A 15,621-nucleotide genomic window follows, 5' to 3' on the forward strand; every position below is an offset into this window, starting at 1 on the left:
TTTATCTTTTCTCCAAAAGTACAACATTTTCCACATGGTGCGTTTGCGGGAACATGTCAACAGGTTGTACCCGGGTTACCTTGTATTTGCCGTCCATAAGGGCGAGGTCCCTTGCTTGTGTGGCGCTGTTGCAACTTACGTAAACTACTTTTTTTGGCGCAATATTCAATATTTGTTCAACCACGTCTTTGTGCATCCCGTCGCGTGGCGGGTCTGTAATAATAACATCGGGTTTCCCGTTGGCATTGATAAAATCTTTGTTAAAGACCTCTTTCATGTCGCCTGCGTAAAAGGTAACGTTGTCTATGCCGTTTAATTGTGCATTTGCCTTGGCATCTTCAATGGCTTCGGGAACGGCTTCTACGCCTACGACCTTCTTTGCTTTTTTGGCAACAAACTGGGCAATGGTGCCCGTGCCGGTATAGAGGTCGTATACTAGTTCGTTGCCCGTTAGCCCGGCAAAGTCGCGGGTTATTTTGTACAATTGGTATGCCTGTTTAGAGTTTGTTTGGTAAAAAGACTTTGCGTTTATTTTAAACTTCAGGCCTTCCATTTCCTCAAAAATATGGTCCCGGCCAGCATAGCAAACTACTTCCTGGTCGTAAATAGTATCGTTTGGCTTTTGGTTAACCACATATTGAAGAGCGGTAATCTGCGGGAATTCTTCCTTTAAAAAATCCAGCAAAGACTCTCTTTTTTCCCTATCGTCATCAAAAAATTGAAGGAGTACCATAATCTCACCTGTAGATGAGGTGCGCAACATAAGCGTTCGCAAGAGTCCGCTTTGGTTTCTTGTATCAAAAAACTCAAAACCGTTCTGTACCACATAATGTTTTACCGCCAGGCGGATTGCATTAGACGGATCTTCCTGCAAGTGGCACTTTTTTATGTCCAATATCTTATCCCACATTCCCGGGATATGGAATCCCAGGGCATTTTTGTCGCCCAGGTCCCTGTCGCTATCTATTTCATCTTGCGTAAGCCATCTGTTGTTGGAAAAAGAGAACTCCATTTTATTGCGGTAAAAATAATGCTGCTCCGATCCTAAAATTGGTATAAACGTAGGCAGCTCCACCTTGCCAATACGCTTTAAATTGTTCTCCACCTCGCGTTGTTTGTAGAACAATTGGTGCTGGTACCCCATGTTTTGCCATTTACAGCCGCCGCAAACCCCAAAATGTTCGCATTCGGGCGTCGTTCTTTTGGGCGAAGGCGTAAGTACCTCGGTTATTTTCCCTTCAAAATAGGCTTTTCGTTTTTTAAAGGTCTGTACCGCAACCACATCGCCGGGTACCGCATATGGAAGAAAGATAACCCTGCCATCGGGTGCCTTGGCAACCCCTTTTCCTTTGGCGCCTGCGTCTATCACTTCTACTTCCTCAAAAAACTGTCTTTTATTCTTTCTTGCCATGCCGCAAAAATATAATTTTTAGTTTGATTGCAACATATTTAGTTTAGGAGTTTCAGTTGAAAGCAATCAAATACATTTTTTCTTTATCAGCATAAAAACAAGTGCAACATAGGTATGTAAATACTGAATATTTGTAAAAAAAATGGATATCGAGTGAAAAAATGCGTAATAAAGTTGAGAAAAATGAAAAAAGTTGAAAAAGATGGATGTTGAGTGCAAAAATGTGTAATAAAGTTGAAAAAAATGGATGTTGGGTGCAAAAATGTGTAATAAAGCTGAAAAAGATGAAGCATGACTGAAAACGATACTGCATCAATCGTTAAAGATGCATCATCGGGCAAAAGAGGCATCATATTCAGAAAAAAAGAGAAACTTTCTTCCGTTTAAACCTTAACAAGACTGTAACTTTTTCATTTCTGTAAAAATGATTAATTTTATAGTGCTATGAATAGAACAAAAAGAAAAGGGTTTGTCTTTACAAGGTACGAAGCTCCAGATCAATCTCCGTTTGATAAATTATTCGAAATTTTTAAGGAACTAATCACGCATACGTCGGGCGATTTTGATGAAGCGATCGATTGGCTCCGCGAACTGGACAAAGAATACAGCCTTACCGACGAAAATTACACCATAGACGATTTTATTGAAGATTTAAAGCGCAAAGGCTACATACAAGAAGAAATAGACCCGGAAGGCGGGGGAAATGGAGATGGCGAAGGGAAGTTTTCCATTACGGCAAAGACCGAGCAGCTAATAAGGAAGCATGCGCTCGACCAGATATTCGGAAAGCTTAAAAAAAGTACCTCGGGGAACCACCGTACCAAACATATTGGCCGGGGCGATGAACATACGGGCGATTTTAGGGAATACCGCTTTGGCGATGCCATGGAACGCATATCCATGACAGAGAGCATGCGCAATGCGCAAATAAACCACGGGCTGGACTCCTTTATCCTCAACGAAAGCGACCTCGTGGTCGAGGAAACCCACCATAAGGCACAAATGAGCACCGTATTGATGATAGACATAAGCCATAGCATGATTCTTTATGGCGAAGACCGCATTACACCTGCAAAAAAGGTGGCAATGGCCCTGGCAGAGCTTATAACCACCCGCTACCCGAAAGATACGCTCGATATCCTGGTTTTTGGTAACGATGCATGGCCCATTGCCATAAAAGACCTGCCTTATTTAAAGGTGGGGCCCTACCATACCAATACCGTGGCCGGATTGCAATTGGCCATGGACATGCTGCGGAGGAAAAGGAACACCAATAAGCAGATTTTTATGATTACCGATGGAAAACCCAGCTGCATAAGGCAACAAAACGGAGAATATTACATGAACAGCGTTGGGCTGGACACCTATATAGTAGATAAGTGTTACAATATGGCGCGGCAGGCCAGAAAACTGCACATACCCATTACTACATTTATGATTGCAAGAGATCCGTACCTAATGCAGTTTGTGCGCCATTTTACCGAGGCCAATAAAGGAAAGGCATTCTTTACAGGGCTGCAAGGCCTGGGCGAAATGATTTTTGAAGACTACGAGAACAATAGGAAGAAAAGAATACGGTAAAAATGGCATTTGGTGCCATTTGTGTTCGCCATAGCAAAAAAAGATAGAAAATTATAGAAAACAGTGCCGTAATTAACAATAAAACGGCCAAAACCTCCATAAACAATAAAAAACGTACATGCAAATAGAAAAAATAAAGACCCTGGGCCAATTAAAGGAATCGGGGTACCGGTCAAAATCGATTAAAGACGAGTTAAGGGATAATTTAATTGAAAAGATTAAAAAAAACGAAACAACCTTTGAAGGAATCCACGGATACGAGAATACGGTAATCCCAGAACTGGAAAGGGCAATACTTTCCCGCCATAATATTAATTTTTTGGGGCTCAGGGGGCAGGCAAAGACACGTTTGGCAAGGTTGATGGTAGCATTGCTGGACGAATGGATCCCGGTGGTAAAGGGATCGGAAATAAACGACGACCCATTGCAACCCTTGTCAAGATATGCCATGGAACTTATAAAAGAACACGCCAACGATACCCCAATAGTTTGTATACACCGCCAAGAACGCTTTTTTGAGAAACTGGCCACGCCCGATGTTACCGTAGCCGATTTAATAGGCGATGTAGACCCGATAAAGGCGGCAAATTTAAAGCTATCGTATGCAGACGACCGCGTAATACACTATGGAATGATCCCAAGGGCCAACCGGAGCATCTTTGTAATAAACGAATTGCCCGATTTGCAGGCGCGCATCCAGGTGGCCCTGTTTAATATCCTTCAGGAAGGCGACATACAGATACGTGGCTTTAAGTTAAGGCTCCCATTGGACATGCAATTTGTTTTTACGGCAAACCCCGAAGATTATACCAACAGGGGGAGCATTGTTACGCCCCTTAAAGACCGGATTGGCTCGCAAATTTTAACGCATTATCCAGAAACGGTAGAAATTGCCAAGAAAATAACAAAACAAGAGGCCAAATTGGAAATATCTCAGAAAGAAAGTATCTATGTGCCCGAATTGGTCTTCGATTTGTTGGAACAAATAGCTTTTGAGGCCAGAAATAGTGAATATATAGACCATAAAAGCGGAATTAGTGCCAGGATGAGCATTACGGCCTTCGAAAACTTGATGAGCACTGCCGAAAGGCGCATGTTAAAGAACAATGAAGATGCTACCGGTATTAGGTTAAGCGATTTTATGGGCGTAATCCCTTCCATTACCGGAAAAGTAGAATTGGTATATGAAGGAGAACAGGAAGGCGCGGCCTTTGTGGCACAAGAACTTATAAACGATGCCATTAAAAGTATGTTCCCGAAATATTTCCCGAAAATTGAAAAACTGGAAAGGCCCAATGCCCCGAGCCCTTACGATGAAATAGTACAGTGGTTTTTTGACGGAAGCGGACTTGAACTGCTCGACGATGTTCCCGATAATGAATATAAGGACGGATTGGACCAAATTAAACCGTTGACCAACTTATTGTTGGAATACCAACCCGATATCGAGGCAAAAGACAGCTATTTTATAAAAGAATTTTTGTTATGGGGGCTGGTGGCGTATAAAAAGCTAAGCAAACACCGCTTTACGGAAGGTTATCAATTTAAAGATCCGTATGGGAGTTATATAAGTGGCTTGTAGCAATTAATTATTGCTCATTTTCCAAAGCCATTCGTACAAGCGTTGTGTCCATGTTTGCAGGTGGGCATTATTGGACGCCAATCCAAAACCGTGTCCGCCTTTAGGGTACAAATGCATTTCGGCTGGAACGTTGTTTTCTTTTAGTGCTTTGTAAAATAGAAGGCTGTTTTCTACCGGGACAACATCGTCGTCTTCGCAATGCAACAAGAATGTTGGTGGCGTGTTTTTGGTAATCTGTTTTTCGTTGGAATATAGATCGATAATTTCGTCAGTGGGCTGTTTTCCCAATAAAGCTTCGCGCGATCCTCTGTGCGTATATGTGGCCTCCATGGTAATTACAGGGTAAATAAGGATCATGAAATCAGGGCGGGCACTAATATCTTTATAGGGGTCGTTTTTAATATTGTAGTCCATGTTATAATGTGTGCCCAATGTCGAGGCAAGATGGCCACCGGCCGAAAATCCCATAATACCAATATCGTTTGGGTTTATGTTCCATGTTTCTGCATTTTTACGTACCATTTTAATAGCCTGGATGGCATCGCTTAGCGGGACTTCGCTTTTATTGGTAACGGTTTTGGCAATTGGGAGCCTATATTTTAGAACAAAGGCGGTAATTCCTTTACTATTAAACCATTTGGCAATTTCGGTGCCTTCCCAATCGTATGCCAGATAATGGTACCCACCGCCGGGACATATAATAACGGCTTTTCCATTACGGTTGCGTTTTGGGGGCGTAAAAACTTCTAAAGCAGGCTTTTGCACATTGGAAATCAACAAAATATTGTTGTTCTCACGAATTTCTTCTTCTGGGGCTCCCGTACTGTTTGGTATTTTTCCTTGGTATAAAGGGATTGACTTATTTTGTGCAGAAACAAAACTGGAGGTAAGGCATATAACAATTATGGTTATAATGCGGGATAGTTGGTTGGTCATTTATTGGTATTTAATGCTGATAACGAATCTAATTCTTTTGGTCGGGGGGGCACAATATTCCCTTCAATGCAATTTTCTAAAAAGTCTACATAAGTATTGGAACCTTGCGTTAAAACACCGCGTGGCATGCGTTCGTTTTCACTATGTATATTGTCTAGATATTTTCTGGGGATATTTATGGGCACCGTGGTAAAAGAGGTAATGCCTTTGGCCCTAAAAAGACCTGCATCACTTGTATTAGGAAGCAAAATGGTAATTACCTTTCCTTTTGGATAATTTTCTTCAATGGCATCTTTTAAATGTTTGTAAAAAATGTTGTTATCATCAGAAGACTTCATTTCGGGCATTGTATAAATGGTAGAAACTTCAATGTCGTCGTTTTTAAGTCTCTTTTTTACTTCTTCAAGAAATTCTTCTTTATTGGCTTCGGGGAGCAGACGGCAATCCAGTAAAGCAGTAACCTCGCTCGGGATTACATTTACCACATCGTTTTCACTGTCCAGGCTTGTGAGGGTTATGGTATTTGAAAACAGGGCAAAAAGTTCCGGGTGTTCCCTAAGTTTTGGGGTAACAAACATTTTAAAGAGTTTTGGGTGTTTCATGGCAAATCCCGTTAAGCCTTTTTCGAGTTTCCCCATTTCTTTGAGCATTTTTACGTTTAAATCGGTATAAATTGCTTTTTGCCTTTGGTCGAGCAGGTTGTTCAGTGCTTTTACCATTTCTTTGTTGGCATACCTTATCGGGGTAACGGAACCGTGTGCAGAAGTATTTATTTTAAGCTTTAACTTTATCCAAAGTGCCCGTTTGTGCGCAACCGAAATCGGGAAAATAACTTGATCTGGTCTTGTGGACAGGGCGCCGGAAATGGCCGGTGGTCCCTCGCCGATAACAAGCTCTGGGTTTAATTCATCTAAATAATGCTTGATAACATACTCGGCACCTCCGCGACATTGCGTTTCTTCGCAGGATACTGCCAAAAAGGTAATATTGAACGGAAGTTGTTGATTTTTATATTTTTTTTGAATTTCCAAAATGCTGAACAGTTGCATAACGGCATTCCCTTTATTGTCAAAAGCGCCTCGCCCCCAAATTTCGTTTGTGGTGATCTTTCCGGAAAAAGGAGGTTCTTTCCATTTGGTTAAATCTCCGGCCGGAACAACGTCTATATGATTTAAAAAAACAATATTGGGCAGGTTTGAAGATAATGGGTATATGGAGGCCGTAAAATTATACTCGCTATCCTTATCGCCCATTTGTTTAATGTGTAGCCCGTTGGCTTTACATGCTTTTTTTAGCCATTCGCCGGCTTCCTTTTCGTGACCGCTAATGGAAGGGAACTGTACATAATCGCTTAAAAAACTTTCAATGGAAGTACTGTTGTTTTCAGTTAAGGATAACTCGGGGCTGGGCATTAATCCTTGGGGATAGACGCCAAAAGTTATTAAAAAAAACAACAGGCCATAAAAGGCTGTAAATTTGGGTTTCATGGTCTCATATAGTTTGAAACAATATATAGATAAAAATTTGATTTATGCAAACTATTTTAAGTTTCGTATAAAAAGTACAGTTATTTAAGACTTTTATAAGGTTTTTCTCGATAATTATTAACATTTTGTCTTTAAATTCTTTCTTTATCAAAACAGTTCTTTGTGATAATTGGTATATTTGGAAGGACAATGCTATTTTTATATCTCTAAACACCGATGTATTTTGTTTACTAAAAGCCTTCCGCCACAGCCTAGTATTTTTGTCTCTTATTTTAGGGTGGGGAGATTATTGTACCTCTCGTTAATACTTTTCGTATTGGAATCATGGCTATATTGGGAAGCTTTGTACCGGGCATATCATGAAGCTTATTTTTTATGGGGCCTTTTTTGGGGTTGGTGCTTTATGTTCTCTTTTGTTCATATTTATTTAGTATTGATGGACGGCTGGTCGCGGTACCAAAATTATAAAAGGGCAAAAGACCAGTTTTTTATGTATGGTTTTAATGAACGGATAGCCGAAACTTATATTAGTTCCAAATGCCAACGCATGGCCGCAGAAGTAGCCGCAGAAGAATTGGGAATAAAAGAAGAGCTGAAAAACTATTATAGATCTAGGGGCGTAAGGTGGTTTCATTATATTCCATATTTTATGTTGCGGGACCCTGTATTTTTATTTAAAAAGAGTTTTTGGTCGCGAACTTTTTTGGAGAAAAATTATAAATCAAAATTCAACTTCCATACTATTCAATTAGAATCTTCTATATGATAATTACCGCAGAAGGGCTTTACAAGCGTTATAGAAATGTTGAGGTCTTAAAAGATGTTTCAATATCATGTAAGGCAGGACAGATTGTTGGGTTGTTGGGCAAGAACGGAGCCGGAAAGAGCACCTTGTTTAAGATTCTTTTTGGGTTGATAAAACCCAGTTCCGGAAATGTGCACATCCATTCATCCAGAAAGAAACCATTAGGCGGAATTATAGAAAAGCCCGCTATGTATGAATATTTAAGCGCAAGAGAAAACCTTAGGGTATTTGCCAAAGTGCAAAAACTCGGTTTTTCTGAGGCCGATATTGATTTGAGTCTGCAAAAAGTAGGGTTGCCAATAGATAGAAAAGATCCCGTAAAGAATTTTTCCCTGGGGATGAAACAACGTTTGGGAATAGCGGTAGCTTTGCTTAACAACCCAGAGTGCCTACTGCTGGACGAACCGTTTTCTGGTCTGGATCCCATTGGCATTAAGGCCATCCGTACACTTATTATTGATTTGGTAGCCCGGGAAAAAATAGGGGTTATTATTTCATCGCATATTATTGACGAGCTCTCTAAAATATGCGATGTGCTCTACGTAATAAATAAAGGAGCCATAGTTGGATATGGTGAAACACAAACGCTTATTGCTAAAAATACAGCGTTGTATACACTTTATGCTTCAGGTATATACCAATCCAAAATTATAAAGAAATATGCTTCTGAAGTAAAGAAAAATAGTGCCCAGATAAAAATTTCTCAAGAAGATATCCCGCAAATACTTCAGCAATTAAACGAAGAAGGTATTTTTATAACATCGTGCGTGCCCGAAATAGATTTCGACCAACTTTTTGAGACCCCAGACTTATGAAGGATTTAATAATAGCTGAAGTTTATAAGCTTTTTAAACAAAGCAAGACATTTTATGCAATTACAGCAATCTTAATTATTGAGTTCTTGGTTTTGGTGTCGGCATATTATCAAGGGAGCGCCATTATAGATATTTTACTGAGCAATTTAAAGGATACCTTTTATTTTGAAGGAAACTTGCTTAACGGTAATTTGCTGGTGTATCTTATACTGAACACGTTTTGGTTTCATTTGCCTCTTATTCTTATTATTGTTGTTTCTGGCATGCTCACTTCAGAATATAAAGACAATACGTTACAAACCATTATGTTGCAGCCCATTGAAAAGTGGAAGTTTGTTATGTCTAAATATATAGTGGCCATTGGTTTTACCATTTCAGTGGTTTTCCTTACGGCACTTACGGCTTTTGTATTTTCCTATGTTTTTTTTGGAAAGGGAGACTTGGTAATTTACCTTGGAACATTGAACTTTTTTAATTCGGCAGATGCCCAGTATAGGCTACAAATGGCTTTTTTATCGGGAACCGTTTCCATGGTTTTCTTTTCTGTTGCAAGCATGACTATTGCCGTTATAATGAAGGAAACAACAAAAACATGGATAATTGCAGCTCTGTTTTTAATTGTAAGCAATGTATTGCAAAAAGTAGAAATTAATAGCGTGTGGTATCATAAATGGTTTTTCCCAAAGTTGAACAATGCCTGGCAACTGCTTTTTTATCAAGATATCCCTTGGCAGGAAATTTATCGGAGCAATATTTTGTTAATGGGGTACATTATTGTATTTGTGTTTATGGGAGTTGGTATTTTTAATAAAAACGATATAAAATAATGCGGAAATTAATATATATAACCTGTCTTTTCCTTGGGACTTTTATGTTGAATGCACAAGAAGCAGATAGTGACCTGTTGGTTGTTAAAGAAAGATTGGACAGCATTATTGCATTTACAGCCGATTTAGAGCTCAATGTTGACGTTAGTTTTATAAATATGCCAACAAAGTATGCCAAGATGCACTATAAAAAAGGGAGCCCTGTAAACTTTGAGTCCGATGATTTTGTTATGGTTCCCAAGCGAGGCCTGGACTTGTCCATGCAGGAGCTTTTTAAAAATCCGTTTATAACCGTAGATAGGGGAAAGGAAGAAGTGAACGGTACTGTTTTAAAAAAAATTAATATTATCCCAACAAACAACAAAGCCGATTTTGCAATAGCGACCTTATGGATAGACACAGATGTAAAACGCATAGAAGTCTCTGAAATAAACACCAAAAAAAATGGAACCTATAAAATCTTTATGAATTATAATACTTCCGGGGCCATATTGCCCAATAAGGTAATTGTAAGTTTTGAGATTGAAAAAATTAAACTCCCCATTCAATATGTGGCAAAAAATGTAGAGGTTGATAGAAAGAAAATGCGGAAAGAGGCTACCAAAACAGGAAACTTTATTTTAAACATTAGCAATTACAAAATAGATAAAAAATAAACACCTGCCATAAAGCAGGTGTTTAAAAAGAGTTATTTAAAAATACTATTACTATTCAATCCCATACTGTTCCAACATTTCTTGTTGATATTCCAAATAGCCATCAATGCCTCCATACATGGCAATTTGTACAATAGCAATAATTAATGCTATAATGGATAGAACTAGCCCGACAATTGCAACAGTTTTAGCTGTTTTTAATTGCTTGTAATTCGAATAATTTTCAGGGTTTAATTGATAGGTCTTTTCATCTTTTTTAACCAAATAAAAAGCGATTCCGGAAAATAATAACCCTCCTATCCCGCTCGAACAGCAACATGCTATAAAAGAAATAATGCCTAAAACCAAAGAAACTGTAACGTTTGGTAACTTTTGTTGTTCCATAATTAATATTGATTAGTTAATTTTAAAATATAATTGCCGACAATTATGGCAAAGTTTAAAACCAATAAAAAAACTAAAATTTTATTGGCATATCTTATTTTATAAAAATTATTGAAGCCCAAGTATATAAAAAGTAATATAAGCGTGTAAATAGCAGGGTACATTTTAAAGGCCGCCATAAACTCCCCTTGAAATATTAAAGCAACCGAACGCTGTATTCCACAGCCTAGGCATTCTACGCCAAATAGCTTTTTATTTAAGCAGGGAAGCATATATTCCTCAGCTTTTATGAGCATAAATGTTGTCATAAAGTGCGTAATATCTTTAAAACTATTGTAAACTTATTAAAAACTTCTTAAACCTAACCCATCTCAAAGTATTATTTTTGTCAATAAAAACAATACTAAATTTATAGAAGGCATGAAGTTATTCTCTTTTTTGTGTATAATTATCGGGGCTGTAATGATTTTTATTTTTGACGATAATTCGGAATATGACAAGTACTTAAAAATAATTGGTTTTATATTACTTATGTTCGGTCTTTACCGGTCTACAAGGCTCTGGGTAAAGGAAAACCCAAAAAAGGACAAAAATGAAGAGACCAAAAGCCTGGACGATCAATTAAAAGATTTTTAGCATGAAACTCCAAAAAGGCGATTTGGTCGAAACCATAGACGATGCCATACAGGGTAAAATTATTGGGGTCGATAATAATATGGTAACCGTAACTACCAATGAAGGTTTTAATTTGAAATTTTCAAGCAACGAATTGATAAAAATTGGTAAGGACGACACCTTAAAAGTTACAAATGCAGATGTTTTTGAGGCGGTCAGGGAAAAACAAAAAGGGGAAAAACGTAAAAAGCGTTCCCCGAAAATGGGAAAAGTGCTTCCCCCAATGGAAGTAGACCTTCATATTGAAAAATTAACGCCTTCTACCAAGGGGATGACCAGTTTTGACATGTTGAACTTACAGCTTGACACCGCAAAAGGACAATTGGAATTTGCATTGAAAAACAGGATACAAAAAATTGTGTTCATCCACGGCGTTGGGCAAGGGATACTCAAAACCGAACTGGAATATCTTTTTGGCCGGTACGACAATGTTACTTATTACGACGCAGATTACCGAACCTATGGTTTAGGGGCAACAGAAGTATATGTATACCAAAATTCATAATTAAATTAATAACTACAGTTTTTCTGTTTGTGATATCGGGGTTTCAATCGTACCAAAATAATATTCGTCTACATCGTACTTAATTTCCTCGTCACCTTCGTTTACCAACTGGAAACCATTGATTATTTTAATAACACTGGTATAGATGCGTTGATATTTATTTGCTTTCCTGCCAAAATGATTGGTTGTTTCTACGGCAGCTACAGTTGTTAAATAATTAGGGATGGTTTCCCCATCAATATCAGTGGTATCGTTGGCAGGATTTCCATCGCCATTAAGGTCTTCATCAATGGTGGGAATATTATCGTTATCATCGTCTGCATCAAGATAGTTCGGGGTGTCGTCACCATCTGTGTCAATTAAAATTAGTTGCTTTTGGTCGTCAAAATCAATTTCTTCACTAGTTAAAATATTATCATCATCATCATCATTATCAATATAATCTGGAAAACCATCGCCGTCCGTATCTCTGGATTCTTCTTGGTTTACGGTGCCATCGTCATTATAAACAACTCCCTCCTGGCTTGTGGGCACGCCATCTTGGTCGTCGTCTTCAACAGTGGTTATTATTTGTATGGTTCCGCTGGGAGCATACCATTCCTCGGTAGCCAAAGGCGTAGTTGGTGGCACGTCCTGACAGAAATAAGAATTGCTGACTTCGTCATCAAAAATTCTATATACTACCTTATTGGCCTCATTATTTATGGTGAAATTTAGGGTGTCTACCGTTGTAAAAACAGGGGGGGTACTACTACTGGGGCTAATTTTCATTATAAGGGCTTCCTCTTTGTTGTCGGAAATCTTAAATAAGGTAATATCGCCGCACGCCGGTTGTATGTCGGTATTGTCGAAGGTAAGCGGGTCTATAACAATATCTCCGTCATCACAAGAGGCGCATAGAATTAATACTGCAAAGAAGAAAATCTTTCTCATTTCAAAAAAATTAATGATAGGCAAATGTAAAACATACTAAGTTATAACGAAATTTATTGCGAATAATTTTAAATAAAAGTACTTTTGTGCCCATGCAAAAAGTTTATTTAGACAGTGCTGCTACTACGCAGGTAAGAGAAGAAGTGATAGCCAAAATGCAGGAAGCTTTGGCAAATTGTTACGGGAACCCCTCATCTACCCACAGTTTTGGACGATCGGCCAAAACGCAAATCGAGAAGGCCCGGAAGACTATTGCCAAGCAGCTTAATGCCAGTCCGTCTGAGATTATTTTCACCTCTGGTGGAACAGAAGCCGATAACATGATACTGAGGTGCGCTGTTAGGGATTTGGGCGTGAAGCACCTTATAACTTCAAAGATAGAGCATCATGCCGTGCTGCATACCGTTGAGCAATTGGAACAAGAGTATGGGGTGAAGGTTTCGTATGTTGATTTGAACAATTGCGGAACGCCAAGTTTGGAAAGCCTGGAAGAACTCCTTAAAAACAGCGAGGCTAAAACATTGGTGAGCCTGATGCACGTAAACAATGAAATCGGTAATATGATTGATATCGATGCGTTTGCCGATGTTTGTAAAGAATATAATGCATTGTTTCATTCAGATACGGTCCAGTCTATTGGCCATTGGGAATGGGACCTTCAAAAAACAAAGGTCGATTTTCTTACCGCGGCCGCGCATAAATTTCACGGTCCAAAAGGTATTGGTTTTGCATACATAAGAAAAAACATCCCTTTAAAACAATTAATACACGGAGGAGAGCAGGAAAGGGGCTTTAGGGCCGGTACCGAGCCTTTCCATAACATTGTTGGCCTTGAAGAAGCATTTGTCTTGGCTTATGAAAATCTTGATGAAGAACGTGCATATGTAACAGGCTTGAAAAACTATTTTATGGAGTCGTTAGAAAGTGCCCTGCCCGGAGTGAAATTTAACGGGAATTGCGCTTCCAACGATAAAAGCACCTATACCCTTGTAAATGTTTGTTTGCCTTTTTCTGCTGAAAAAGGAGCGCTGCTATTGTTTCAATTGGATATTAAGGGTATTGCCTGCTCTAAAGGAAGTGCCTGCCAAAGCGGAAGCAGTACCGGTTCTCACGTACTCACCGAAATTTTAAGTGAAGAAGACCTACAGAAGCCTTCGGTTCGCTTTTCATTTTCAAAATACAATACAAAAGAAGAATTGGATTATGTAGTAAACTGCTTAAAGGAGTTTGCCAACAGTTAATTTACCGAACCATAAAAAGATGCTCGCTTTTGTGTGGCATTCCATTTAAAATAGGACTGCTGCACGGACTTTTAATGCAAACCAATGAATAAAAGTAAAAACTAACTTTATTGTTAAAATATTAAAAGCGAGCCTATATTTTTATATCTTTAAAACCTAAAACAAAAAAAATGGCTTGAAAGCCTTTATTTTATAGCAGTATGCTAAAACGTTTTAGGATTGTAAATAATAACGTAATTAACTTAAACCTAGTTTTAAAATTATGAGCGAGAAAAAGAACACCTCTAAAATAGCATCTCGGAGAAACTTCATTAAAACTGGGGCCATGGCCTCATCATTCATGATTGTTCCCCGGCATGTTTTAGGTGGCGTAGGCTTTATTGCGCCTAGCGATCAATTAAACCTAGCAGCAATTGGTGCAGGAGGAAAAGGGCACAGCGACATCGTGAATGCTTCTGTAAACGGTCGCGAACGTGTAGTAGCTTTATGCGATGTTGACTTTTCGGGGTCGGCTGCCAAAACCGTTAAAAAGTTTCCGAAAGCAAAATTGTATGCAGACTTTAGGGAGATGCTCGATAAAGAAAAAGATATCGATGCACTGACCATTTCTACGCCAGACCACGTACATGGGCCAGCAGCAAAATATGCAATGGAAAGGAATAAGCACGTATATGTGCAAAAACCCATGACGCACAATATTAGGGAAGCCCGTATGCTTACGCAAATGGCAAGAGATCAAAAAGTAGTAACCCAAATGGGGAACCAAGGTGGGTCAAACCCATTATTGGGCATGGTTCAAAAATGGGTAGATTCTGGCAAACTAGGGAACATTACCAAGGTAGAAGTATGGACCAACCGTCCCGTTTGGCCTCAAGGTGGTGCCATGCCAAAACCAGATCCAAGCAAAAAACCCGAAGCGCTTCATTGGGATCTTTGGTTAGGACCATCAAAAGAAACTCCATATATTCCAAACATACACCCGTTCAACTGGAGAGGTTGGTGGGAATATGGCACAGGGGCATTAGGAGATGTAGGCTGTCACCTTATCGATATTCCGTTTAGGACCCTAGGCCTTATGTACCCAACGGCTGCCGAATGCAGCGTAAGTTCTGTATATTCGCAAATGTGGACTCCGGACTACCATCCAAAGGGTTGTCCGCCGTCTTCGTTTATTACCTTGAATTTTGATGCAACCGAGAAATCAAAAGCTCCTATTGTTATGACATGGAGCGATGGCGGTATCCGCCCGTCGCATCCAGATATTATTCCGGCCGATAGCGATATTGGAGGTTCCGGAAGTGCAAACGGGGTTCTTATCCATGGTGAAAAGGGTATTATTTCTACAAACATAAACGATAGTTCGCCATTGATGCCAAAATTATACTTAAACGACGGTACTACGGAATTTGGACCCGAAGTAGAGGATATGCCAGAGCCAGAATACGGTCACCAACGCAAATGGGTAGATGCATGTAAGGCTGGTTTTGGAAGCAAAGAGCATAAAGGCTTGACATCTTCGTTTGATTATGCCGGACCAATGACAGAAACCGTACTTATGGGGAACTTGGCCATACGTAGTTATATGCTGAAAAGAAAAAGTGGCAGGAACGAGGAGTTTTACGGTAGAAAAAAACTATTGTGGGACGGAGAAAACATGAAGATTACCAACCTTGAAGATGCCAACCAATTTGTTACAAGGGAATACCGCAAAGGTTGGGAAATGTAATAATTAGTTAGATTGGCCTTTGTATAAAGGCAAAAATTGTTTCATATTGTTGATAAA

16 protein-coding genes are annotated in these 15,621 nt (G+C 39.2%); 10 read left to right on the forward strand and 6 right to left on the reverse strand.

Annotated elements, in window-relative coordinates:
* Position 1: 1 nt before the first annotated feature.
* A complete protein-coding gene (rlmD, locus tag PSF86_RS13415) occupies positions 2–1,411 on the reverse strand; it encodes a 23S rRNA (uracil(1939)-C(5))-methyltransferase RlmD (RefSeq protein ID WP_277900606.1) in 1,410 nt (469 codons plus the stop codon).
* A gap of 444 nt (positions 1,412–1,855) precedes the next feature.
* On the opposite strand from rlmD, the gene PSF86_RS13420 reads away from it, so the two are divergent.
* Together PSF86_RS13420 and PSF86_RS13425 are read left to right on the forward strand one after the other, a co-directional pair.
* Positions 1,856–2,992, forward strand: coding sequence for a vWA domain-containing protein (locus PSF86_RS13420; protein ID WP_277900607.1), 1,137 nt, complete (start codon positions 1,856–1,858; stop codon positions 2,990–2,992).
* A gap of 118 nt (positions 2,993–3,110) precedes the next feature.
* Complete coding sequence (locus PSF86_RS13425; RefSeq protein ID WP_277900608.1) at positions 3,111–4,574, forward strand: magnesium chelatase; 1,464 nt, start codon at positions 3,111–3,113, stop codon at positions 4,572–4,574.
* A 3-nt stretch (positions 4,575–4,577) separates the two neighbouring features.
* Here the strand turns inward: PSF86_RS13425 and PSF86_RS13430 are convergent, their stop codons facing one another.
* Positions 4,578–5,510, reverse strand: a complete 933-nt coding sequence (locus PSF86_RS13430) for an alpha/beta hydrolase (RefSeq protein WP_277900609.1) — start codon at positions 5,508–5,510, stop codon at positions 4,578–4,580.
* Positions 5,507–6,997 carry a M20 family metallopeptidase gene (locus tag PSF86_RS13435; RefSeq protein WP_277900610.1) on the reverse strand — a complete coding sequence of 497 codons (1,491 nt, stop codon included), beginning with the start codon at positions 6,995–6,997 and terminating at the stop codon, positions 5,507–5,509. The genes PSF86_RS13430 and PSF86_RS13435 overlap by 4 nt, the downstream gene beginning before the upstream one ends.
* Positions 6,998–7,220: 223 nt before the next feature.
* On the opposite strand from PSF86_RS13435, the gene PSF86_RS13440 reads away from it, so the two are divergent.
* The 4 genes from PSF86_RS13440 to PSF86_RS13455 are packed head-to-tail and all read left to right on the forward strand — an operon-like array spanning position 7,221 to position 10,100.
* Positions 7,221–7,763: a hypothetical protein gene (locus tag PSF86_RS13440; protein WP_277900611.1), complete on the forward strand. Its 543-nt coding sequence runs from the start codon at positions 7,221–7,223 to the stop codon at positions 7,761–7,763.
* On the forward strand, positions 7,760–8,617 hold the full coding sequence (locus PSF86_RS13445) for an ABC transporter ATP-binding protein (RefSeq protein ID WP_277900612.1): 858 nt from the start codon (positions 7,760–7,762) through the stop codon (positions 8,615–8,617). Before PSF86_RS13440 ends, PSF86_RS13445 begins: the two co-directional genes overlap by 4 nt.
* Entirely contained in the window at positions 8,614–9,444 is an 831-nt protein-coding gene (locus tag PSF86_RS13450; protein WP_277900613.1) for an ABC transporter permease, read from the forward strand. The genes PSF86_RS13445 and PSF86_RS13450 overlap by 4 nt, the downstream gene beginning before the upstream one ends.
* Positions 9,444–10,100, forward strand: a complete 657-nt coding sequence (locus PSF86_RS13455) for a hypothetical protein (RefSeq protein WP_277900614.1) — start codon at positions 9,444–9,446, stop codon at positions 10,098–10,100. Before PSF86_RS13450 ends, PSF86_RS13455 begins: the two co-directional genes overlap by 1 nt.
* 51 nt (positions 10,101–10,151) lie before the next feature.
* On the opposite strand, the gene PSF86_RS13460 is transcribed toward PSF86_RS13455, so the two are convergent.
* Positions 10,152–10,484, reverse strand: coding sequence for a CCC motif membrane protein (locus tag PSF86_RS13460; RefSeq protein ID WP_277900615.1), 333 nt, complete (start codon positions 10,482–10,484; stop codon positions 10,152–10,154).
* Positions 10,485–10,486: 2 nt separating this feature from the next.
* Positions 10,487–10,792 (reverse strand): DUF2752 domain-containing protein, encoded by a 306-nt coding sequence (locus PSF86_RS13465; protein ID WP_277900616.1) that lies wholly within the window; start codon positions 10,790–10,792, stop codon positions 10,487–10,489.
* A gap of 112 nt (positions 10,793–10,904) precedes the next feature.
* Here PSF86_RS13465 and PSF86_RS13470 point away from each other — a divergent pair, with 112 nt between their 5' ends.
* Positions 10,905–11,120: a hypothetical protein gene (locus PSF86_RS13470; protein WP_277900617.1), complete on the forward strand. Its 216-nt coding sequence runs from the start codon at positions 10,905–10,907 to the stop codon at positions 11,118–11,120.
* A 1-nt stretch (position 11,121) separates the two neighbouring features.
* The gene (locus tag PSF86_RS13475) at positions 11,122–11,664 is read left to right on the forward strand and encodes a DUF8465 domain-containing protein (RefSeq protein ID WP_277900618.1); all 543 of its coding nucleotides are present in this window, start codon (positions 11,122–11,124) and stop codon (positions 11,662–11,664) included.
* 12 nt (positions 11,665–11,676) lie between these two features.
* Here PSF86_RS13475 and PSF86_RS13480 read toward each other — a convergent pair whose 3' ends face one another.
* A complete protein-coding gene (locus PSF86_RS13480) occupies positions 11,677–12,597 on the reverse strand; it encodes a hypothetical protein (RefSeq protein WP_277900619.1) in 921 nt (306 codons plus the stop codon).
* Positions 12,598–12,689: 92 nt separating this feature from the next.
* Here PSF86_RS13480 and PSF86_RS13485 point away from each other — a divergent pair, with 92 nt between their 5' ends.
* Positions 12,690–13,838, forward strand: coding sequence for a cysteine desulfurase family protein (locus PSF86_RS13485; protein ID WP_277900620.1), 1,149 nt, complete (start codon positions 12,690–12,692; stop codon positions 13,836–13,838).
* A 262-nt stretch (positions 13,839–14,100) separates the two neighbouring features.
* Positions 14,101–15,564, forward strand: a complete 1,464-nt coding sequence (locus PSF86_RS13490; RefSeq protein WP_277900621.1) for a Gfo/Idh/MocA family protein — start codon at positions 14,101–14,103, stop codon at positions 15,562–15,564.
* The last annotated feature ends 57 nt before the right edge of the window (positions 15,565–15,621 follow it).

Source organism: Galbibacter pacificus (assembly GCF_029603165.1).
Classification (GTDB): Bacteria; Bacteroidota; Bacteroidia; order Flavobacteriales; family Flavobacteriaceae; genus Galbibacter; species Galbibacter pacificus.

Excerpts from the sequence above, each read along its gene's own strand:
- rlmD (WP_277900606.1), bottom strand. The coding sequence starts at position 1,411 with ATGGCAAGAAAGAATAAAAGACAGTTTTTTGAGGAAGTAGAAGTGATA.
- PSF86_RS13420 (WP_277900607.1), top strand. The coding sequence starts at position 1,856 with ATGAATAGAACAAAAAGAAAAGGGTTTGTCTTTACAAGGTACGAAGCT.
- PSF86_RS13425 (WP_277900608.1), top strand. The coding sequence starts at position 3,111 with ATGCAAATAGAAAAAATAAAGACCCTGGGCCAATTAAAGGAATCGGGG.
- PSF86_RS13430 (WP_277900609.1), bottom strand. The coding sequence starts at position 5,510 with ATGACCAACCAACTATCCCGCATTATAACCATAATTGTTATATGCCTT.
- PSF86_RS13435 (WP_277900610.1), bottom strand. The coding sequence starts at position 6,997 with ATGAAACCCAAATTTACAGCCTTTTATGGCCTGTTGTTTTTTTTAATA.
- PSF86_RS13445 (WP_277900612.1), top strand. The coding sequence starts at position 7,760 with ATGATAATTACCGCAGAAGGGCTTTACAAGCGTTATAGAAATGTTGAG.
- PSF86_RS13450 (WP_277900613.1), top strand. The coding sequence starts at position 8,614 with ATGAAGGATTTAATAATAGCTGAAGTTTATAAGCTTTTTAAACAAAGC.
- PSF86_RS13455 (WP_277900614.1), top strand. The coding sequence starts at position 9,444 with ATGCGGAAATTAATATATATAACCTGTCTTTTCCTTGGGACTTTTATG.
- PSF86_RS13460 (WP_277900615.1), bottom strand. The coding sequence starts at position 10,484 with ATGGAACAACAAAAGTTACCAAACGTTACAGTTTCTTTGGTTTTAGGC.
- PSF86_RS13465 (WP_277900616.1), bottom strand. The coding sequence starts at position 10,792 with ATGACAACATTTATGCTCATAAAAGCTGAGGAATATATGCTTCCCTGC.
- PSF86_RS13470 (WP_277900617.1), top strand. The coding sequence starts at position 10,905 with ATGAAGTTATTCTCTTTTTTGTGTATAATTATCGGGGCTGTAATGATT.
- PSF86_RS13475 (WP_277900618.1), top strand. The coding sequence starts at position 11,122 with ATGAAACTCCAAAAAGGCGATTTGGTCGAAACCATAGACGATGCCATA.
- PSF86_RS13480 (WP_277900619.1), bottom strand. The coding sequence starts at position 12,597 with ATGAGAAAGATTTTCTTCTTTGCAGTATTAATTCTATGCGCCTCTTGT.
- PSF86_RS13485 (WP_277900620.1), top strand. The coding sequence starts at position 12,690 with ATGCAAAAAGTTTATTTAGACAGTGCTGCTACTACGCAGGTAAGAGAA.
- PSF86_RS13490 (WP_277900621.1), top strand. The coding sequence starts at position 14,101 with ATGAGCGAGAAAAAGAACACCTCTAAAATAGCATCTCGGAGAAACTTC.